The 17,327-nt window shown below is 52.6% G+C and carries 11 protein-coding genes and 4 pseudogenes; 4 read left to right on the top strand and 11 right to left on the bottom strand.

Annotation, left to right across the window (positions count from 1 at the left end):
* Positions 1 to 49: 49 nt before the first annotated feature.
* From CWR53_RS03190 to CWR53_RS03180, 3 genes are read left to right on the top strand one after another with little or no spacing between them, the layout of a single operon-like run.
* The gene (locus CWR53_RS03190; protein WP_100850792.1) at positions 50 to 1,351 is read left to right on the top strand and encodes an HD domain-containing protein; all 1,302 of its coding nucleotides are present in this window, start codon (positions 50 to 52) and stop codon (positions 1,349 to 1,351) included.
* Positions 1,338 to 2,522 (top strand): DNA methyltransferase, encoded by a 1,185-nt coding sequence (locus CWR53_RS23335; protein ID WP_100850791.1) that lies wholly within the window; start codon positions 1,338 to 1,340, stop codon positions 2,520 to 2,522. Before CWR53_RS03190 ends, CWR53_RS23335 begins: the two co-directional genes overlap by 14 nt.
* Positions 2,523 to 2,539: 17 nt before the next feature.
* The gene (locus CWR53_RS03180; protein WP_100850790.1) at positions 2,540 to 3,274 is read left to right on the top strand and encodes a methyltransferase domain-containing protein; all 735 of its coding nucleotides are present in this window, start codon (positions 2,540 to 2,542) and stop codon (positions 3,272 to 3,274) included.
* A 5-nt stretch (positions 3,275 to 3,279) separates the two neighbouring features.
* Here CWR53_RS03180 and CWR53_RS03175 read toward each other — a convergent pair whose 3' ends face one another.
* The 10 genes and pseudogenes from CWR53_RS03175 to CWR53_RS23105 form a co-directional block, all read right to left on the bottom strand.
* Positions 3,280 to 3,834, bottom strand: coding sequence for an AAA family ATPase (locus tag CWR53_RS03175; protein WP_100850789.1), 555 nt, complete (start codon positions 3,832 to 3,834; stop codon positions 3,280 to 3,282).
* Positions 3,810 to 4,721, bottom strand: coding sequence for a hypothetical protein (locus tag CWR53_RS03170; protein ID WP_100850788.1), 912 nt, complete (start codon positions 4,719 to 4,721; stop codon positions 3,810 to 3,812). Before CWR53_RS03170 ends, CWR53_RS03175 begins: the two co-directional genes overlap by 25 nt.
* Before the next feature lie 1,064 nt (positions 4,722 to 5,785).
* Positions 5,786 to 6,150: pseudogene (locus CWR53_RS23330) on the bottom strand (ATP-dependent helicase); the annotation flags it as partial.
* 86 nt (positions 6,151 to 6,236) lie between these two features.
* Entirely contained in the window at positions 6,237 to 7,313 is a 1,077-nt protein-coding gene (locus CWR53_RS03160) for an endonuclease NucS domain-containing protein (protein WP_100850787.1), read from the bottom strand.
* A gap of 17 nt (positions 7,314 to 7,330) precedes the next feature.
* Positions 7,331 to 9,019, bottom strand: a complete 1,689-nt coding sequence (locus CWR53_RS03155; RefSeq protein WP_100850786.1) for a restriction endonuclease subunit S — start codon at positions 9,017 to 9,019, stop codon at positions 7,331 to 7,333.
* Positions 9,016 to 10,500, bottom strand: coding sequence for a class I SAM-dependent DNA methyltransferase (locus CWR53_RS03150; RefSeq protein ID WP_100850785.1), 1,485 nt, complete (start codon positions 10,498 to 10,500; stop codon positions 9,016 to 9,018). Before CWR53_RS03150 ends, CWR53_RS03155 begins: the two co-directional genes overlap by 4 nt.
* A gap of 2 nt (positions 10,501 to 10,502) precedes the next feature.
* Positions 10,503 to 10,904, bottom strand: a pseudogene (locus CWR53_RS23410) (HNH endonuclease); the annotation flags it as partial.
* 435 nt (positions 10,905 to 11,339) lie between these two features.
* Positions 11,340 to 13,712: an EcoAI/FtnUII family type I restriction enzme subunit R gene (gene hsdR, locus CWR53_RS03140; protein WP_100850783.1), complete on the bottom strand. Its 2,373-nt coding sequence runs from the start codon at positions 13,710 to 13,712 to the stop codon at positions 11,340 to 11,342.
* A 583-nt stretch (positions 13,713 to 14,295) separates the two neighbouring features.
* Complete coding sequence (locus CWR53_RS03130) at positions 14,296 to 15,414, bottom strand: GTPase (RefSeq protein ID WP_100850781.1); 1,119 nt, start codon at positions 15,412 to 15,414, stop codon at positions 14,296 to 14,298.
* 503 nt (positions 15,415 to 15,917) lie between these two features.
* A pseudogene (locus CWR53_RS23105) lies at positions 15,918 to 16,135 on the bottom strand (hypothetical protein).
* Between the two features lie 137 nt (positions 16,136 to 16,272).
* On the opposite strand from CWR53_RS23105, the pseudogene CWR53_RS03120 reads away from it, so the two are divergent.
* Positions 16,273 to 16,986 (top strand): annotated as a pseudogene (locus CWR53_RS03120) (WYL domain-containing protein); the annotation flags it as partial.
* Here the strand turns inward: CWR53_RS03120 and CWR53_RS03115 are convergent.
* Complete coding sequence (locus CWR53_RS03115) at positions 16,984 to 17,229, bottom strand: hypothetical protein (protein ID WP_100850780.1); 246 nt, start codon at positions 17,227 to 17,229, stop codon at positions 16,984 to 16,986. The pseudogene CWR53_RS03120 and the gene CWR53_RS03115 overlap by 3 nt on opposite strands.
* Between the last annotated feature and the right edge of the window lie 98 nt (positions 17,230 to 17,327).

Genomic DNA, 17,327 nt, shown 5'->3' with positions numbered 1-17,327 from the left:
ATAGAAAGCTCAGTATGAACTACTCGTAATACTAGAATTGAAGGGCCATATGGAATTCCACGACATTTTGCATGGGCTCATAAAGTTCTCTGATGAGAACCTTACTTCGCTGCTCGCCGATCTCCTAGATAGTCCAGAGATCCATAGGCTGCGTAACATGCGTCAGATGAATTTTGATGTGCCGTTGATCCAGGAATTGGGTAGATCCAGAAGACTTCCCCACTCCATAGGCGTAACTTATTTAGCTGTTGAGCTAGCTCACAAGAGCAATTTAAATACGACCAAAACAAAAGAACTTCTGGCTGCGGCAATTCTACATGATGCTGCAATACCACCTTACGGCCATCTGGTAGAGTCAGAGTTAAAACGCATAGATCAAAGCTTTAATCATGAGGAAACCCTTTCCCGCATGATAAAAGGGGTGATAAGCGACGACAATGACTATCAAGAAATAGTTTTCGGAAAGCAATTGCAGCTTTCAAAAATATTACAGAAGCATAATGTCGATCAAGATTCAGTAATAAATCTGGTTTGTCCTAATAAAGGTCAACGCAGCGCAGTATCTGCAGATATTGATATTGATAACATCGACAACGTTCATCGAATGGCAGCCATGTTAGGATGGGAACACGCTAAAGAGAACATTCTTAAAATTCGAAGCCACATGAAACTCGATGAAAAGAACGGACTAACATTCAGCATTGAAGCTATTGAACCTCTAAATCAATGGCTAGATTTCAGGCAGCGAATTTATACAATGATTATTGCTCACCCTGAATGTATACCTTATAACGCACTCCAGACCGACCTTGTGCGCTTAGCCGTCGCGAACGAAATCATTACACCTCAGCTTTGGTTCAAAACAGAACCAGAGTTCGAAGAAGATTTACGAAAACACCCTAACACTGAAAAGCTGGCAAAGCAACTCATAGCTGGCTGTGACTATCAGTTCGTAGATTACATATGGTTCAAAAACTTTAAAGCTTCACACAAGAGAAAAAACTCGGAAATCTCCGAGTTGATGAACGAGAAAATAAAGGCACCTTTTAACGATGCGGGATATTTCGTCTGGAACGAAAAAGGCCTCGTAAGCCGGGAGATTGAGGTCACGATCAATAGCAGCCAAAAAGTGAAATTAGGCCAAGATTCCACTAGCTGCATGATTGCCTTGGTTAAGAAAACAACCGGAAAAGTCAAGCCAACTAAAACCGAAATTTCCGCATGGAGAAAAGAGGTTACTTCACTATTCTGTGGATTTCTAGGTGTCGACACTTTCGAGGCTGACTTCCCCGAAACATACAAAGGAAGCTTCTACCCAGTTACGGAAGAACTGAAACTTGAACTCAACTGAACACCTGCACAATATAGACTGGTCATTCCCAACTCTAAGCAACTCGGGAATTCACTCTTTACACTGGTATCCAGCGACATATATCGCAGCAATACCAGGAACTCTCATACCTGTTTTTACAAAGAAAAATGACTTAGTTTTAGATCCCTTCAATGGCTCCGGAACTACTGGGGTAGAGGCCATTCGCCTAGGCCGTAGATTCATAGGAATTGATACTAATCCCATTGCACTTCTGATGAGTGAAGCGAAGCTTCACTTCCCAGAACCTAAAAGGCTTCGAAAGCAGATCGATAAAATTTTCAATGAGTGTCAAAACTTGTTTGGCACAAAAGAAGTCTCTGCTCATCCACACCAAGATGAGCTTAGAGCTTGGTATCACCCAGATACCCTCTACACCCTAAACCGCCTGCTAGCCTCTATTCTTGAGATTCAGAATACCCAACTGAGAAAGTGTTTTCTTGCAATTTTCTCTGGCATATTAAAGAATACATCATCTCAAGGCCGACACTGGGGATGGGTTTGCGATAACGTCAGACCAAAGGCATCCGAAATAGTTTATAAAGATGCACTGTCTAGCTTCATCAATGCAGCAAACGAATATTCAAAACTCACTACACTTTCGCACAAAGCAGTTCAAATCCATATAGAAAAAGAAACAAGAAAGCAAACCAGATCTAGATACAAACTGCTTGCCGGCGACTGTGTCAATAACATGAAAAGCATCCCGAGTGAGCACGTGGACTTTATCATGACATCTCCGCCATATTATGGCGTTGCTGACTATGTAAAGTCTCAGAGACTGAGCTATTTGTGGTTTGACCGAGATGAATTAGCGCATGAGCGCCTTGGTTTCAGAGACTTCGAAAAACTCCGCGCAATTGAATCTGGGGCACGCTCTAACAGGTCACGCAAAAACAGCCATGACCTTTATATGACATTTATTTCCGACTTCTTTGAACAGAGTTTCCGTGTGCTTAAAACTGGTTCATTCATGGCTCTGGTTGTGGGAGAATCGCAGGCGCGCGCTTCGACTACTGATGAACTGATACTCGTAGCTTTAGATAAGGGTTTCACGCTAGAGCTTCGAAAAGAAAGAAATATTAAAATCAGCCGCAGACGCCTGATGGCAAAAGTCAAGTGTGAAGATATTTTGATTTTTGCGAAGAAATAATACCGAAGGATTGGATCATGAACGAAGTAGCTTTTGAGATAGTGACACCTGGCGTACTTAAAATCGTTCCAGAAGTGAAAGGGCCTTTCGAAATTGAGTTCGATGGCACCAAGTATTTCCGATTCATGGACTATTTTTACATTCAAAAAGAGAACCTTGATGAATTACTGCCAGTCGAGGTAAGTAACCTGTGCAGAGCTCGAGCTAAATACCCCTCCCTAATTAGTCCAGTAAACAAAGAGGTCCGGGAAATTTTTGAGCGCTTAGCTCATAAAATTTGCCCTACTAGCTTGCTGGAAATAGGTGCTGGGATACACCCCGTATTTTCAAAAGCCGCCCCGGAGGCAATGCGCTACGTGCTGTCGGACGCTGACAGCGAAGTAGTTAAACATCATGTAAACTTGAAAACCGATTGCTATCTTTTTTCTGAAAAACACTGCCAAGTGCCTCTTGAAGATAATAACTTCGAAATGGTAATTGCAGTATTCGTCTTACATTTCCCCTTCCACAAATCTCAATTAGTCGAGATATATAAACGACTAAAAAACACAGGCATTGTAATTGCCAATGTCTACCGGCGCAGCTCCACTTCCAGAGAATTACTAATCAATGAGATGAGGTGCGCCGGCTTTAAGATAAAGAGAGTTTCAGACCCCAAGAAACTGTGCGCTGAACACGAGTATTGGATCTTAGGAAAGCAAGATGCACAGATAGAATTTTGCGCATCTCGCCTCTTGGAGCTTATCTCCTAGTAACTCTAAAGGGTCCACTGCCGAACAATTTCGTCCACCCTCGCTTTTAACGAGTCAATATCTCCAGAGTTATTAATCATGACGTCTGCTTTAGACATCAAGATAGGAACATCGAGCTCGCTTCTGGCGGATGCCAGATTATCGAATCTGCTACGCGATATATCCACATCCTTAAACTCCTCCGAACTTCTACGGGTCCTCTCAAACCTTAAGTCAGGGTCAGCCATCACTGCCAACAGTTTAAAGCTTTTAACTTGAGAGTAGCGCATCAGCTCCTCAGGGTAACGAACTCCGTCAACAATAATCCTCCCTTTATGAAGATTATCGATTCGATACTGAGCAATTATATCGTTACCCAAAACCTTAAATATAGAATCACCCAATGCAGACAAATTATCTCTAGTCGGCAGAATTCCCATGCCATCTAGTATTCGTCTTAGCACATCAGAGTTTGATGCCGAGACGTAGCCATACTTTTCGACTAGATATTTTGTAACTGTTGTTTTTCCAGCCCTGATGGGCCCAACCATTCCGATTATTTCAGGAAGCTTGGCGGCCATATGAGCACCATAATAGAGTAAAAATATACGGCAGTAAGGATCGCCATCATTACCGATGCTTTTGTCGACGGAGGAATATCGCGCTTTGTATTTTTCCTGGTTTCCTCTCCTGGGAAAATCTTGATAGCGTAAAACTCTAACTGCTTACCGAGTGCAAAAAACAAAAGTAGGGCAATTAGAGCAATATCACCCCACAAAGCCTCATATGGTGTGCCACTTGAAGGAGCCACCCTACTTACTGTCCAAGCAGCCATGACGCACACAAGAGAAACAGAGCAGTATGTAAGAACCCCCTGTACAAATGAGCCTACCCTAGAATGGATCTGAGTAGGATGCGGATCGCGCGGACTATAAAACACGTCCACGATAACATCCCAAACAAAGAACACCATGAATACCCACATCATCTGAATCGCTTCTGGGCGTGCTGATGCCACACCAACATATGCCGATATAGATTTGCTCTTCGAGTATTCTGAAAAATTTTGTTCCATAGTCTTTGCAATAGCAAAGTACAAAACAACCAAAAAAACTTCAATCAAGAGCAATACAAACTCTTTAGAAAATATCTGGGAAATTTCAGTATTATGCCCGGCTGCTTGTGACTTGGACCACATCACCCAACTCATTGCGACCATAAGCAATGCCAAAAAAGCATGTGACAACGAAGCGAACAGCAGTCCATTGCCGAATGTTAGATTTTCCCAAATTTTTGTTGGGCTAGAGGCAAGGTCCCACCCACCAGTTACCACAAAAAGCATTTCCGCTATTTGTTGCGCAACCGTGGCTGCCACCAGGGCAAACAGCATTGCAATGAAGGTGCGCCTAAGTTCATTTTGACTGGTCCCACTGATTCTCGTACTGGCCGCTTGAGCTGGATTGCTCATACAAGCTCCTCAATCTCGTCCGATAAAATTCAATTTCCAGAATCGGATACTATGGTTAGTCCTTTACGATCTCACGCCATGAGGGGATACCGTCAAGAATGGAATTTCGCTACAGAAATGGTAGGATGTCGAAAAAAACGAAATTTCTCAACAAATGTAGCAAAAACCATCGATCAGTAGCTCAGAATCGGGCTCTGCAATGTCCGCCGGGCCCCATGCAAACAGATGCTCGCTCCATCCAACGCGCTGTGTATAAAGCGGCTTTCCATCAGATGATGGCCTGAGCAATCCACCGCCAGGGCACACATTGCCCGCCTGATCAAAGCGTGTCCGCGTGAGCCTTCCCTCTAGGCTGAAAGGACGTACCGGATCGGCGACTGGTTCAGCGGTGACCACGCCAGAGGTCAGCTAACCGAACCGCTCAGTCAGTCTGAATGAGCTTTGAGAACTTTATATAGACTGCGAATAAACCGTGCATCTTTAGCTCGCAATGGAACCTGTTGGGCCTATTCTGCGGAAACTATTGAATACCAATAGGGTGGGCGACTCACCGCAATCTTGCCACATGATAAATCAATGGCACTCCCATTGGCATCCCCAAAATCTACTCAACTTGATAATTCTTGTATTTTTCATCGGCATTGCCCTAACATTCAAACACCCCCGGCCTCAAATAACCATCTAAAGACGTTCTCGGACGTCTTATTCTTGTACCTGACTTCCATTAAATAAGGGGCTTTCAGCGTCATCACGATCCGATAGCGTCCAGCAAGGTCTACGAAATCCGGTATTCCAGTCATCTACTGGTAATCTTTTGAATACCAAAACCGCTCTTGGAATACCGCTTGTGCGCTTAAGCCACCCCCCTCGGACCTCAAAGTCAAAGCAGCCAAGCCTCAAGAGAAGGACTATTTCCTAAGTGACGGTGACGCCCTTCAAATGCGAGTCAGAAGCAATGGCCCTAAACTTTGGAACTTTAACTTATCTGGAGATTGATTTACTTTTCTGGTTGGGGCTGCTGATCAAAAAATCTGTCCCCCTTTCACCTTGCCCGAACAGATTCTTTAAAGACCCATCGACTGAATCATCTCACCTTCACTGACCGACTCCGGCGTCAAGACGGCAATCTTGAGCATCAGTTTTCCGCGCATCAAGCGGTTAAGGTGCACATCGAATGAATCAAACTGGGATGAGTGACAGCAGGCAGGTGAATGAACACCGGTTTGGTCTGCCGATTCGGTATGTCTGCACCTCCTTGGCCGGGTTCCAGTGGCGCTCCAGATGCACAACATGATTGGCCCCGATCACGGTCAGAGCGCCCCCCCGCAGCGACTGGCGGCATGATCAGCACATTGAAAACGCTGTGGGCTTCAAATTCGGCAAACATCCGCTTGCGCGTCATGTCTTCCGCACATATGGCGACCGCTTTCGGGGATCAGGTGTTGCAGCAGATCCAGCATGGTGGTGTATCCAGAGAGACCAAAGGTTAAGAAAAATGCCTGGCAGGGTCCCGCGCTACTGGGCGAAGCGCTCCTTGAGCCGCTCCACCGTCCAGCGCCATTTCGGCGTGGTCGGCCGGCAGATGGTGTTCTGGTTGCCGAACAGGCCGACTTCCCGCACGGCCTCATTGAGCGGCAGGCTGTACAGCCACTCGACGGGCACGAAGTATTCGCAGCGCTGCGGGTCATCGACATAGGCGCGGTGGTAGTCGGCTTGCAGCAGCTCCAGCGCCGGGCGCTCGACGCCACCCTCGCTGAGGCAGAAGTCCTTGGCCGCCGTGGCGTGGCCGGTTACGCGGGCGACGCCGACATAGCCCGCGCCGGGCACGTTGACCCACAGGCGGTCGCCCGGGCCGACCAGTTTCAGGCTGTTGCTGTACCAACTGCCGCCGCCACCGCAGACAAAACCGTAACGCCGAGCCTCGGCCCAGTCGCGCGTGCTGCTATGGCCGAACGAGGCGTAGAACTCGCCATTCCAGGGTTCGGCCGGCATGCAGGGCTTGCTGACGCTGCTGGCCTGCGGCGCTTCGCTGGGGTCGAGCAGCCAGGCGCGGCTGATCAGTTGCTGCTCACCCAGTTGGAACACCTGGAAGCACAGCACGTTTATAGCGATATCGCGCTCGCTCAGGTAGCCGATGATGCGCTCGCTGCTGGCATCCAGCTCGGCGGCGACAATGACAATCTGATGGCTCTGGTTCAGTGCCTCAGCCTCCAACGGCGCGCCGAAGCGCGCCTGAAAGTCCACCGCCAGGTCGGCGCCAGGTTTGAAGCGTTGGTAAATGGCCTCGATCTCGTTGGCCTGCAAGCGCTCCACCCACACCGCATAGTCCAGCGCCTGCGTCACCACCTCACGCGGGGTACGCTCGCGCTTGAGCTCGATCAGCACCAGCGAAGCATCTGGCGCCAGCGCCAGCAGGTCGATACGCCCGCCCTGGCCTGTGCTTTCCTGGCGGCCAATCAGCAGCCAGTCCTCGGAGAGCAGCGCCGGGGAGCTGACGATCATGTCTTCGAGGAACTGCTCGCTGGCCAGCACGGCATTTTTCAGCAGCGCGGGCTGTGCGCCGACGGTCCAGATCTGAGTGCGAATGGGCATCCGTGCGCTCCTGTTACCTAGGCCACGGCCTGCTCGACCAGCGCACTGGCCAGATGCTCGTGCACCTGCCGGGCCTGGTTAAGGCGGGCTTTAAGTTCGTCGCAGAGGGCCATCAGTTGATCGACTTTGGCGACGATGCGGTGTTGCTCGGCGAGCGGAGGAATCGCTATCAGAAAATTAGCGATTTTCCCAAGTACAAGATTTTTGTTTCCGACTCCCTCTGTACCCTCCAGTGACTGTCTTTTCACAAGCGGAGAGTCCATGAGTAGTCGAATGTAATTAACATTCAAAAGCGACCAAGGTGCTTTAATTAACGCGACACTTACGAAAATGCTAAATGATTGGTCAGTATCAACAACTACCGGAACACCTGTTGTTCCAATTTTTGTAAGAAGTAGATCCCCGAGTTCAGGGCGGCAACGCTTAACAAGCTGCTCATGGGTTTCCTCAGAAATAAATCGAGTAGTTCCAAAATCTAAACGCCCGCTACTCATGTCTTTAACAGAAAGAAATGGAACCCCTGCCTCGACATATACAGGGGTGTGATGAGCTCCATCAGTTATCTGGAGTGCTACATCAGCAAGGCGAGACCACTCCCACCCCGCAGGTAACTGGAAGTTCGTGCTCCCCTGCTCAATATCATCAATTTTTTTGATCGCCTTAAATCGCTTTGCTTTTACCAACCGATCCTTCTCGGCCGCTATCGTTCTCAAGAGCTTGCTAGCCGGCTCATCAGTAGGGTCTTGCGACACCAGTTTGCCCATCACGGCCAGTTGCAGCAGGGTTTGCTTGAGGGCGTCGATGCTGGATTCGGTGGTGAACACGGTGTGGAAGTGTTCGGCCAGGCACTGCCAGCTTTGTGCAAAGTCTTCGGCATCGCTGCCCTGCGTCAGGCTGCCCAGCAGCACCTGCAACAGCTGGACATGGGCGCTATCGGCATCGGCCTGCCGGGCTTCCAGCCGGTCGCACAGGGCCATCAGCTCATCGACTTTGGCGACGATGCGGTGTTGTTCGGGGAGAGGGGGTAGCGGAATTAACCCACTGAAAAATTGACCGTCATTGATGGCTGGATAAGCAATTCCCATCTGTACAGACTCAACGTATCTGACAAAAACGGGACTTCTCAAAAAACAGAGAAAATACCTCGCAGGCATTTCTAAGTAGGGGTGAATGATCGCGAAAGCAGTACTAGCAATTGGTTCCTGCTCATATACCTCTTCAATAACAGCAACATTAAGAAGGTACGGTCGAATAGTTGAGTAAATCACCGTTCCCGGCCTAACCACTTTCCGGGCTCGCGATGGCGCGTCCTCAGCCCTAAGAACCTGGGGGGAACTAATCTTTCCTGCAGAATTATCAACAGCCCCAACGTCGATATACGTGAATTTTTTGTCCGGGGTTTTCTGCCCCCAATCGTGACCAACTGCGGCTACGCGAACCCACTCCCAGTTGGTAGGTACGTCAAACGGCTTCTCTTTTTCACTAATTTCAGCCAGCGGCTTCTGCTTCTTGATCTTGCCCTCCGCCACCAACCGCGCCTTTTCCTCGGCAATCCGCTTAAGCAAGTCACTGGCCGGCTCATCATTCGCATCCTGCGGCACCAGCTTGCCGCGCACCGCCAACTCCAGAATCAGTTCGCGCAGCTTCTTAATGCCAATGGGCGCGCCGGCCAGCAGCGGCAGATTGTCGGTCAACACTGCGCTCATGCTTGACGCTCCGCAACCTGATCGGCAAAGGCGTCGGCCAGTACGGCCTTGAGCTGGTCGCGCAGTTCGCCAATCTCGTCTTGCAGCACGGCGTAGTCGCGCAGCAGCTCGTCCGCGTCGTGGCTGATCTGCTCGCCGACGTGAGGGTTCTTGCAGTCGAGGTTCCAGTTACGGTTTTGCAGCTCGTCAAAGCTGACCTTCCAGGCGAATTCGTTCTCCTGCCGTGCGGCAAAGCCATCGGCCTCGCTGCCCCACCAGGCTTCTTCAACGGCGAACTCCTCGACGCGCATGGGTCTGGTCTTGGAGTAGCTTTTGTAACCGGCCGGGTACTGGTGCTCGTAGAACCATACATCCTTGGTGGGCGTGCCCTTGGTGAAGAACAGCAGGTTAGTCTTGATGCCGGTGTAGGGGTTGAACACGCCGTTGGGCAGGCGAACGATGGTGTGCAGGTTGCATTCGGTCAGCAGCTTTTCCTTGATCCGGCTCTTGATGCCTTCACCAAAGAGGAAGCCGTCGGGTAGTACCACGGCGGCGCGGCCGCCGTCCTTGAGCAGGTGCATGATCAGCACCAGGAACAGGTCGGCGGTTTCGCGGGTACGGTAGGCAGTGGGGAAGTTGGTTTCGATGCCGTCTTCTTCCATGCCGCCGAACGGCGGGTTGGCGACAATGCAATCGACCCGCTCAGCCGGCCCCCAGCTGATCAGCGGACGTCCCAGGGTGTTGTCGTGCTTGATCTGGTTGGGCACCTCGATGCCGTGCAGGATCATGTTGGTGGTGGCCAGCAGGTGCGGCAGCGGCTTTTTCTCCACGCCGAAGATGCTCGACTGCAGGGTACGCTCGTCCTCGGCGGTTTGCACATAGCGCTTGCGCTTGTGCTCAATGCTGCAGGTGAGGAAGCCGCCAGTGCCGCAGGCCGGGTCCATGACCTTTTCGTCCAGCTTGGGGTCGACCATGCGCACCATGAATTCGGTGACCGGGCGCGGCGTGTAGAACTCACCGGCATTGCCGGCGTTCTGCAGGTCGCGCAGCAGTTGCTCGTACATGTCGCCAAAGGCGTGGCGCTCCTGCGCCTTGTTGAAGTCCACCCCTTCCTGAATCTTGTTGATCACCTGGCGGATCAACTGGCCGGACTTCATGTAGTTGTAGGCATCCTCGAACACGCCGCGCACCACGTAGGTAGCCGGCGTAGTGCTGTATTCGTGGAGGTTCTGCAACTGTGGGAACAGGTTGTTGTCGATGAAATCCTTCAGGGCATCGCCGGTGATGCCCTCCGGGTTGGCCGCCCAAGTGCGCCAGCGGCAGCTCTCCGGAATCGGCGAACGGTAGTTGTCATCGAGCAGCTCCCACTCCTGCTCGCGGTCGTCGAAGATTTTCAGGAACAGCATCCACACAAGCTGGCCAATACGCTGCGCATCACCGTCGACGCCGACGTCTTTGCGCATGATGTCCTGGATGGATTTGATGGTGGAGCTGATGGACATGCTTACTTCCTGAAAAGGTGTTCACGGTGCCAGGCCAGATAGCCGCGATGCTGCGGTTCGATCTGGCGCAAGCGCAGAGAGGGGGTGATATTGAGCGCACGGGCGCTGTCGGGGTCGAGATCTTCACCGAGTAGAACCTGCCCCTGATCGTCAAAGCTGATTAGGCCACGGTCGAAGGCCAGATCAAGATTGGGGGTGAGCAACAGCCCGTTGAACGGATCAAGTCGCTCGGCCGGGCTGGCAGCACGCCAGGGTTTGATATGCGAGGCCCTCAACAACTCCGGTACGCAGCAGTCGGTAATCGCACAGCCGCCCCAGTAGGCCAGCAGGTCGTCGCGGTAGCTGCTCTGGCCGATGCGCGCTTTGATCAGGGCATCGCGTTCGGTGTGGGTGAGGTTGGGATCGTTTAGAAATTCCTCTGTTGAGACCGAAGATTTAAGAGTCGCGGACTGGAGGACAGAAACAGAGGATTTATAACCGAGTAGATCAAGCAGTTGATGAAGGTCGGCCTCTGTAGCGATATCCAATGCAATTGCTAATTTACTGTCAGAGCCAGCTACGGTGGGATAACCCGTCATGTTGGTGTTTCGATACCCGGTATTTGGCAACGAAGGGGAAAGTACCTTGATGGAGTCCCATTTACCTGCGGTGGCATGTTCTGGATGAATAAGGAAGGGCTGCTTGGCAACAGGAGCACCCGTTTTGCTCATTTTGACGAATACACGACCGTTAAAATCAGGTTGCTCATACCCGTTAGCATGTTGATTTTTGACGATCAGAACAAATCCCTTACGGATGAGCGCAGCTGCGATTTCAAATGAATTAAGGTTGGGCATCGGTTATCCGTAGAGCTGTCGCTCAAGCTCCTGAATGGCCTGCTGATAACCCGGTTTGCCGCCAAAGGCCTTGACCAGCTCAATCGGCGCACCGATCTGGCTGAACGGCGCCAGCTGAAGAATCTTGATGTCTTCGATGTGCTCGACGCCGGTGTCGGCGTATTTGTCGAGCAGGGCTTCCAGTACCTGGCGGGCGGCGCCGGAGTATTTGGCGAAGTAGTTGCGTTTTTTCACCTGCTCGGCGCGCTCTTTGCGGGTGAGCGGCGGCTGGTCGAAGGCGATATGGCAGATCAGGTCGAACGGATCGAGCGGCTGGCCCCGCTTGGCTGAGACTTCGTCGTCCAGGGCTTCCCACATCACGCCTTGAGCGGCCAGTTCATCGATGATGACTTTCTTCTGTTCGGCATCGCTCCAGCGGCGCAGGAAGTCATCCAGCGAGGCAAACTGTTTCTTAACGCAGCTGCGGGTGTAGTCGCGTAGCGATTCGGTGATCAGCTTGCCGTCCGGGCCGTAGTACTGCACGCGCTCGGCAATGACGTGCACGGCGACGTTGTTGATCACGTACTTGACGCGCTTCTTGCCGCCATCGTCGTCGGCGCCGCCGGTGGCTTCGTCACCTTCGGTTGGCCCAGCGCCACCGTCGATCACGTCACCCTCTTCGCCCTCGGTTTCTTCCGGCGGCACCGGTGAGGAGTCGCCCTCGGGGTTGTAGATTACCACCGGCTCCCCGTCGAAGGCCGGGTCGGCAAACAGTTCGGTGGCTTTCTTGAAGTCCATGATGGTGAACCAGTACTTGCCGTAATCCTCGTTGATACGGGTGCCACGACCGATGATCTGCTTGAACTCTGTCATGGATTTGATGTGCTGGTCGAGCACCACCAGTTTGCAGGTCTGGGCATCAACGCCGGTGGTCATGAGTTTGCTGGTGGTGGCGATCACCGGGTAGCGCGACTCTGGGTTGATGAAGTTGTCCAGCTCGGCCTTGCCTTCCTTGTCGTCGCCGGTAATGCGCATCACGTATTTGCGGTTTTCCTCAACGCGCTTGGGGTTGAAGTTGACCAGGGCCTGGCGCATGCGCTCGGCGTGGTCAATGTCGTCGCAGAAGATGATGGTTTTCTGGAAGGGGTCGGTGGCGGTCAGGTATTCGGTGACCTTTCGGGCGACCAGCTGGGTGCGCGCTTCGATTACCAGGTCGCGGTCCATGTCCTTGAGGTCATAGACGCGGTCTTCGATCAGCTCACCGTTCTTGTCACGCGTGCCCTTGGGCGGGCGCCAGCCTTGCAGGTCTTTGTCGAAGTCGATGCGCACCACTTTGTACGGGGCGAGGAAGCCATCTTCGATGCCTTGCTTGAGGGTGTAGCTGTACACCGGCTCACCGAAGTAGGTGATGCTGGAAACCTCTTTGGTCTCCTTCGGCGTAGCGGTCAGGCCGATGTGGGTGGCACCGGAGAAGTAGTCGAGAATCTCGCGCCAGGCCGAGTCTTCGGAGGCGCTGCCTCGGTGGCATTCGTCGATCACCACGAGGTCGAAGAAGTCGCGGGAAAACTGCTTGTAGACATTCTTCTCTTCTTCGTTGCCGGTCACCGCCTGATAAAGCGACAGGTAGATTTCGTAGGACTTCTCGATCTGCCGTTTGGCAATCTTGGTCATCGCCTGGCCGAAGGGCTTGAAGTCGTTGTTCTTGGTCTGGTCGACGAGGATGTTGCGGTCGGCGAGGAAGAGGATACGTTTCTTCTGCCCGGACTTCCACAAGCGCCAGATGATTTGGAAGGCGGTGTAGGTCTTGCCGGTGCCGGTGGCCATGACCAGCAGGATACGATCCTGCCCGCGCGCCACGGCCTCGACGGTGCGGTTGATGGCGTTCATCTGGTAGTAGCGCGGCATGCGCCCGGAACCGTCGTCGTAATACGGGGCTTCGGCTTTCTGCTGGCTTTCGCCACTCAGGCCCTTCCACTGGCAGTAGCGCTGCCAGAGCTCATCGGGGCTGGGAAACTGCTCCAGGCTCAGCTCGGTTTCCTTTTGCGCGCCAGTGCCACTGCGATCATGGAAGAGGAAGCCGTCGCCGTTGCTGGAGAATACGAACGGCACGTCCAGCGCCTCGGCATAACCGAGCGCCTGCTGCATACCGGCGCCGAGCGCGTGCTTGTTGTCCTTGGCCTCGATAACCGCCAGCGGCAGGTTGGCCTGGTGATACAGGATGTAGTCGGCGCGGCGCGACTCGCCTCGGCTGTGCAGCTTGCCACGGACGATGATGCGCCCCTTGGTAAAGCTGACTTCCTCACGAACCTGCTTGTGCAAATCCCAGCCCGCCGCGGTGATGGCCGGTGTGATGTATTTGCTGCAGATGTCACGCTCAGTCAGTGAATTCTTGTCCATGTATCCGTCCCGTTGAACTGCCTTGAACTCGCATATCTGGTTGGCGAGGCGATTATTGGGACGGCGTAAAAGTGTACGCTAGAACCCTTGATTACGTCCCTGATGGCTCTTTGACCTAACTGTGTGCGAACCACGTCACAATATCTATCCAGCAAGAATGGGTAAAGATCGCGCCCAATCAAAACGCGGCTTTTTTGCACAGAGGTAACACCAGTAGTCCACTCAAGCTACTCGCGCGGCATTGTGACGCCAGCGCATGGGGAAATGCACATTCCCCCGTGCGATTGGATCACGCCGCTGGATCATCCCAATCCCCCGTCTGTCCTGGTGCTTTTCTTTCTCGCGGTTGCAGTTGTGGTAGCAGCCCTGACCACGAGGGATGCGTTCCCACAGGCGCCAGGAACGTGTAAAGCAAACGCCCAGATTCGGTGTGTGTCCATTCATTCCAAAGCCGGCCCAAGAGGGAAGCATGAGCAGCGCCAAGCCCAGTGAGGGAGTAGTCCAAGCGCCACCCACTCTCCTCAAGCTACCCAACCACTCATCGACCTACCGGGCTTCGATAGGCCAAATGAGTAGTCATTCACTATTTGAACGAGAGCCTGCGCTTCAACTCCTCGCCGATCAGGCTGATATCGAGATCCTTACCGGGATTGTTATTGCAGAAATCCGTCAATATCGAGATGTAAGCCGCACCCAACCCTTTAGTCAGCGTAGCCGCTGTTGTTGCGGCAATGGTGCCACCTACTGCGCTCCCTACACCCGGAATCATCTTGAGCATCCCCGTAACTACCGCACGACCCAACAGGCTCGCAGCGCTCGAACCTAATGCCGACGCGACAAGGGTGGTCAATGCACTGGTACTAACCTCCATGCCAAAGGTCACGCCAATCTTCGCCAGCATACCGACTTGAATAGGCACCAGTACGAATGAGTCAGAAAAAGGAATTGGTGTAGCGCCTGCTGCCGCCGCCAGGCCACTTGCTATCAATACTTCCTTTTCAGCTTGTTCGATTTTGATTTTCATGGAAGATTGATGCCGCGAGCTCAATGCATTGGCGAATGCACGCTTTTTTGCTTCGGGGATCAACCTCGCGGATTCAGAGATCAGCTCGTCGATGCCTTTGATCGGGAGGGTGTAGAAGCTTCCCTCCTCAATTTCGATGTTCTGAGCCTCAGCGCGCACCCGCACTACCGCGCAAGAACCCGGTAGCATTTCTTTGACCTTGTGGTGGAAATCACTATCTTTCGAGAACATGCTCTTTGTGACTACCGCAACCACGGGTATTTTGTGATCGTTCAACATGCGACAGAGGTCGATTTCCGCTTGTTCTATGCGATCGCCGCTTTCCTGAATACAAATCCAGGCTGCATGGATATGCTTGTTTTCGTCATGATGCTCATCGCGCTCTACTACGAAATCCGTGAGTTGACTGAGAATGACCTCGTAGTCTTTCAGCTCAAGACCTTTGCTGTCGATGATGGTGATCGGGTGACCTTCCTTCGAGATCTCTTCAATCTGCTGTGTCACTGGAGTGCCTGAACCCGTTTTCGCCAACCTCCCGCGGAATACGGTGTTGATCAAGGTGCTTTTACCGACTCCCGTCTTACCCGCGACAATGATATTGACTTTTCCGGAACCACGTACAGCGTCACGAATGACGTCATCGATCGCGTCCTGCTGCCAATTAACTACTTGTACCATTACAGCCTCCTTACAACTTATTAGGTCAATACGTCACATTGCCTGCAGCTGCTTGTATGCCCCTGCGCTTACCTCCACGAACGCATTCCAAGTCATCGTCCGTTGAAAAGTTAATTCGTAGTACCGGTTTACAGGTCATGTCATACACCTTGCCCAACGACATCATGGCGTGTAACTGAGATGGCCAACGAGCAGAGAGATGGTGCCATATTGCCATGACCAGCCGAAGCCGTCCCACTCCTCCTCGCCATGAGTCTCGCGGCTGCAAACTTAAGCCCCCCCGGCCGCTCGCAGTTTCAACTCCGTACTCCCGCACCTTGGGCACAAAACAAACCATTCACCCGGCCTCAATGCATCGCTGCGCAGCGCGATGGTCGTTTTCCTGATGCAATCCTTGCACTGCAGCACAAAGGGCTTTGATTTTATCGGCATGAATGCCTACTCCTGTAGAACACTGGCCAGCATCAGTCCGTAACCGGCACCAACGCCTGCAGCAAGTCCAACTAGCGCCGCAACTGCGCCACGTGCTCCCGCTCCGCCCGCAACGCCGACCTCAACTCGCGATTCTCCATCTCCCAGATCTGTAACCCGCGCATAACCCTCTGGCATTGCTCAACCCCTTTGCCCAGCACTCCCAACCTCAACCCTGCGGCATCAGCACCAGCAGGATGATCCCCATCGCCACCAAAGCACCCGTCGCAACCATTTCCGGCATCGTCATGCTCATGTCCTTAGCTGCCCCCGATGTATTCCGAAGACCAGCACAAGGTATGTAATTCGAAATTACACGTCTAGAATGTAGACTTATACAGGTAAAGTAATCGCGCACATGGAGAAGGTATGAAACGCAAGTAATCCATCGAGCAGGCTCGCTGGAGCTCAGCACTTCATTACCGCCTGATCGAAACCGTTGCCTAGTGGGAGGGCAGGCTAACCACAGGGCACCTGATGCAGAGCTTTGGTATCAGCCGCCAGCAGGCATCGAAGGAAATCAATACCTACATCACCGAACATGCGCCCAAAAAATTGACATATGACAAGCAACTCAAGGGCTACGTGCCGAGCGAGCAGTTCAAGCCACTGTTCATCGACGACAGCGCCAGCGCCTACTTACACTTGCTGTATCAGAACAATGAGCGCGCCCTGCACATCGACGGGCTAGCACTGGCCTATGCGCACACCAAGGTGCTAGAGGTAGCTGACCGACCGATTCGCCCGGAGGTGCTGCGCCCCTTGCTTAAGGCCTGCCGCGCAAGCCTGCGCCTGGAAACCGAGTACGTCTCGCTGAACACGCCGAACGTGGAAATTCGCCGAATCGCCCCGCATACACTGATCTATATAGGTATGCGCTGCCATGTGCGCGCCTACTGCGAAAAGAACGGCCAGTACCGCGACTTTGTCCTCTGCCGCCTGTGCGGACAGCCGGACCTGCTTTACGAGCCGCCCACCACGCGCGAGCTTGACGAGGAATGGAGTGCCGACGTGCCAGTCATCTTCGAGCCAGACGGGCGGCTGAACGAGGCGCAAAAAGCCATCATCGAAGCCGACTTCGGCATGCAGGATGGGCAACTAAGCTAGGTCCTGCAAAATCACCAGCTTGCACTGCAACTGTGCAACATGCTCCTGCTCTGCGCGCAACGCCGACCGCAGCTCGCGGTTTTCCATTTCCCAAATCTGTAGCCAGCGCAGGTCCCTCTGGCAGTGCTCGACCTTTTTCCCAAGCTCACCGAGCTTCAAAGCCTGCTGAATCAGCACCAGCAGGATGATCCCCATCGCCACCAAGGCCCCTGTCGCAACCACTTCCGGCATAGTCATGCTCATATCCTTTGCTGCCCCCGATGTATTCCGAAGACAAATCGAAGATATGTAATGCAAAGCTACACGTCTAGAATGTAGACTTATACAGGTAAAGT

The organism is Pseudomonas sp. SGAir0191 (assembly GCF_002812565.2).
Lineage (GTDB): Bacteria > Pseudomonadota > Gammaproteobacteria > Pseudomonadales > Pseudomonadaceae > Aquipseudomonas > Aquipseudomonas parafulva_B.
Note: the sequence above shows the minus strand (reverse complement) of the source record. Positions and strands in the feature narration are given on the sequence as shown.

Excerpts from the sequence above, each read along its gene's own strand:
- CWR53_RS03190 (WP_100850792.1), top strand. The coding sequence starts at position 50 with ATGGAATTCCACGACATTTTGCATGGGCTCATAAAGTTCTCTGATGAG.
- CWR53_RS03180 (WP_100850790.1), top strand. The coding sequence starts at position 2,540 with ATGAACGAAGTAGCTTTTGAGATAGTGACACCTGGCGTACTTAAAATC.
- CWR53_RS03175 (WP_100850789.1), bottom strand. The coding sequence starts at position 3,834 with ATGGCCGCCAAGCTTCCTGAAATAATCGGAATGGTTGGGCCCATCAGG.
- CWR53_RS03170 (WP_100850788.1), bottom strand. The coding sequence starts at position 4,721 with ATGAGCAATCCAGCTCAAGCGGCCAGTACGAGAATCAGTGGGACCAGT.
- CWR53_RS03160 (WP_100850787.1), bottom strand. The coding sequence starts at position 7,313 with ATGCCCATTCGCACTCAGATCTGGACCGTCGGCGCACAGCCCGCGCTG.
- CWR53_RS03155 (WP_100850786.1), bottom strand. The coding sequence starts at position 9,019 with ATGAGCGCAGTGTTGACCGACAATCTGCCGCTGCTGGCCGGCGCGCCC.
- CWR53_RS03150 (WP_100850785.1), bottom strand. The coding sequence starts at position 10,500 with ATGTCCATCAGCTCCACCATCAAATCCATCCAGGACATCATGCGCAAA.
- hsdR (WP_100850783.1), bottom strand. The coding sequence starts at position 13,712 with ATGGACAAGAATTCACTGACTGAGCGTGACATCTGCAGCAAATACATC.
- CWR53_RS03130 (WP_100850781.1), bottom strand. The coding sequence starts at position 15,414 with ATGGTACAAGTAGTTAATTGGCAGCAGGACGCGATCGATGACGTCATT.
- CWR53_RS03115 (WP_100850780.1), bottom strand. The coding sequence starts at position 17,229 with ATGACTATGCCGGAAGTGGTTGCGACAGGGGCCTTGGTGGCGATGGGG.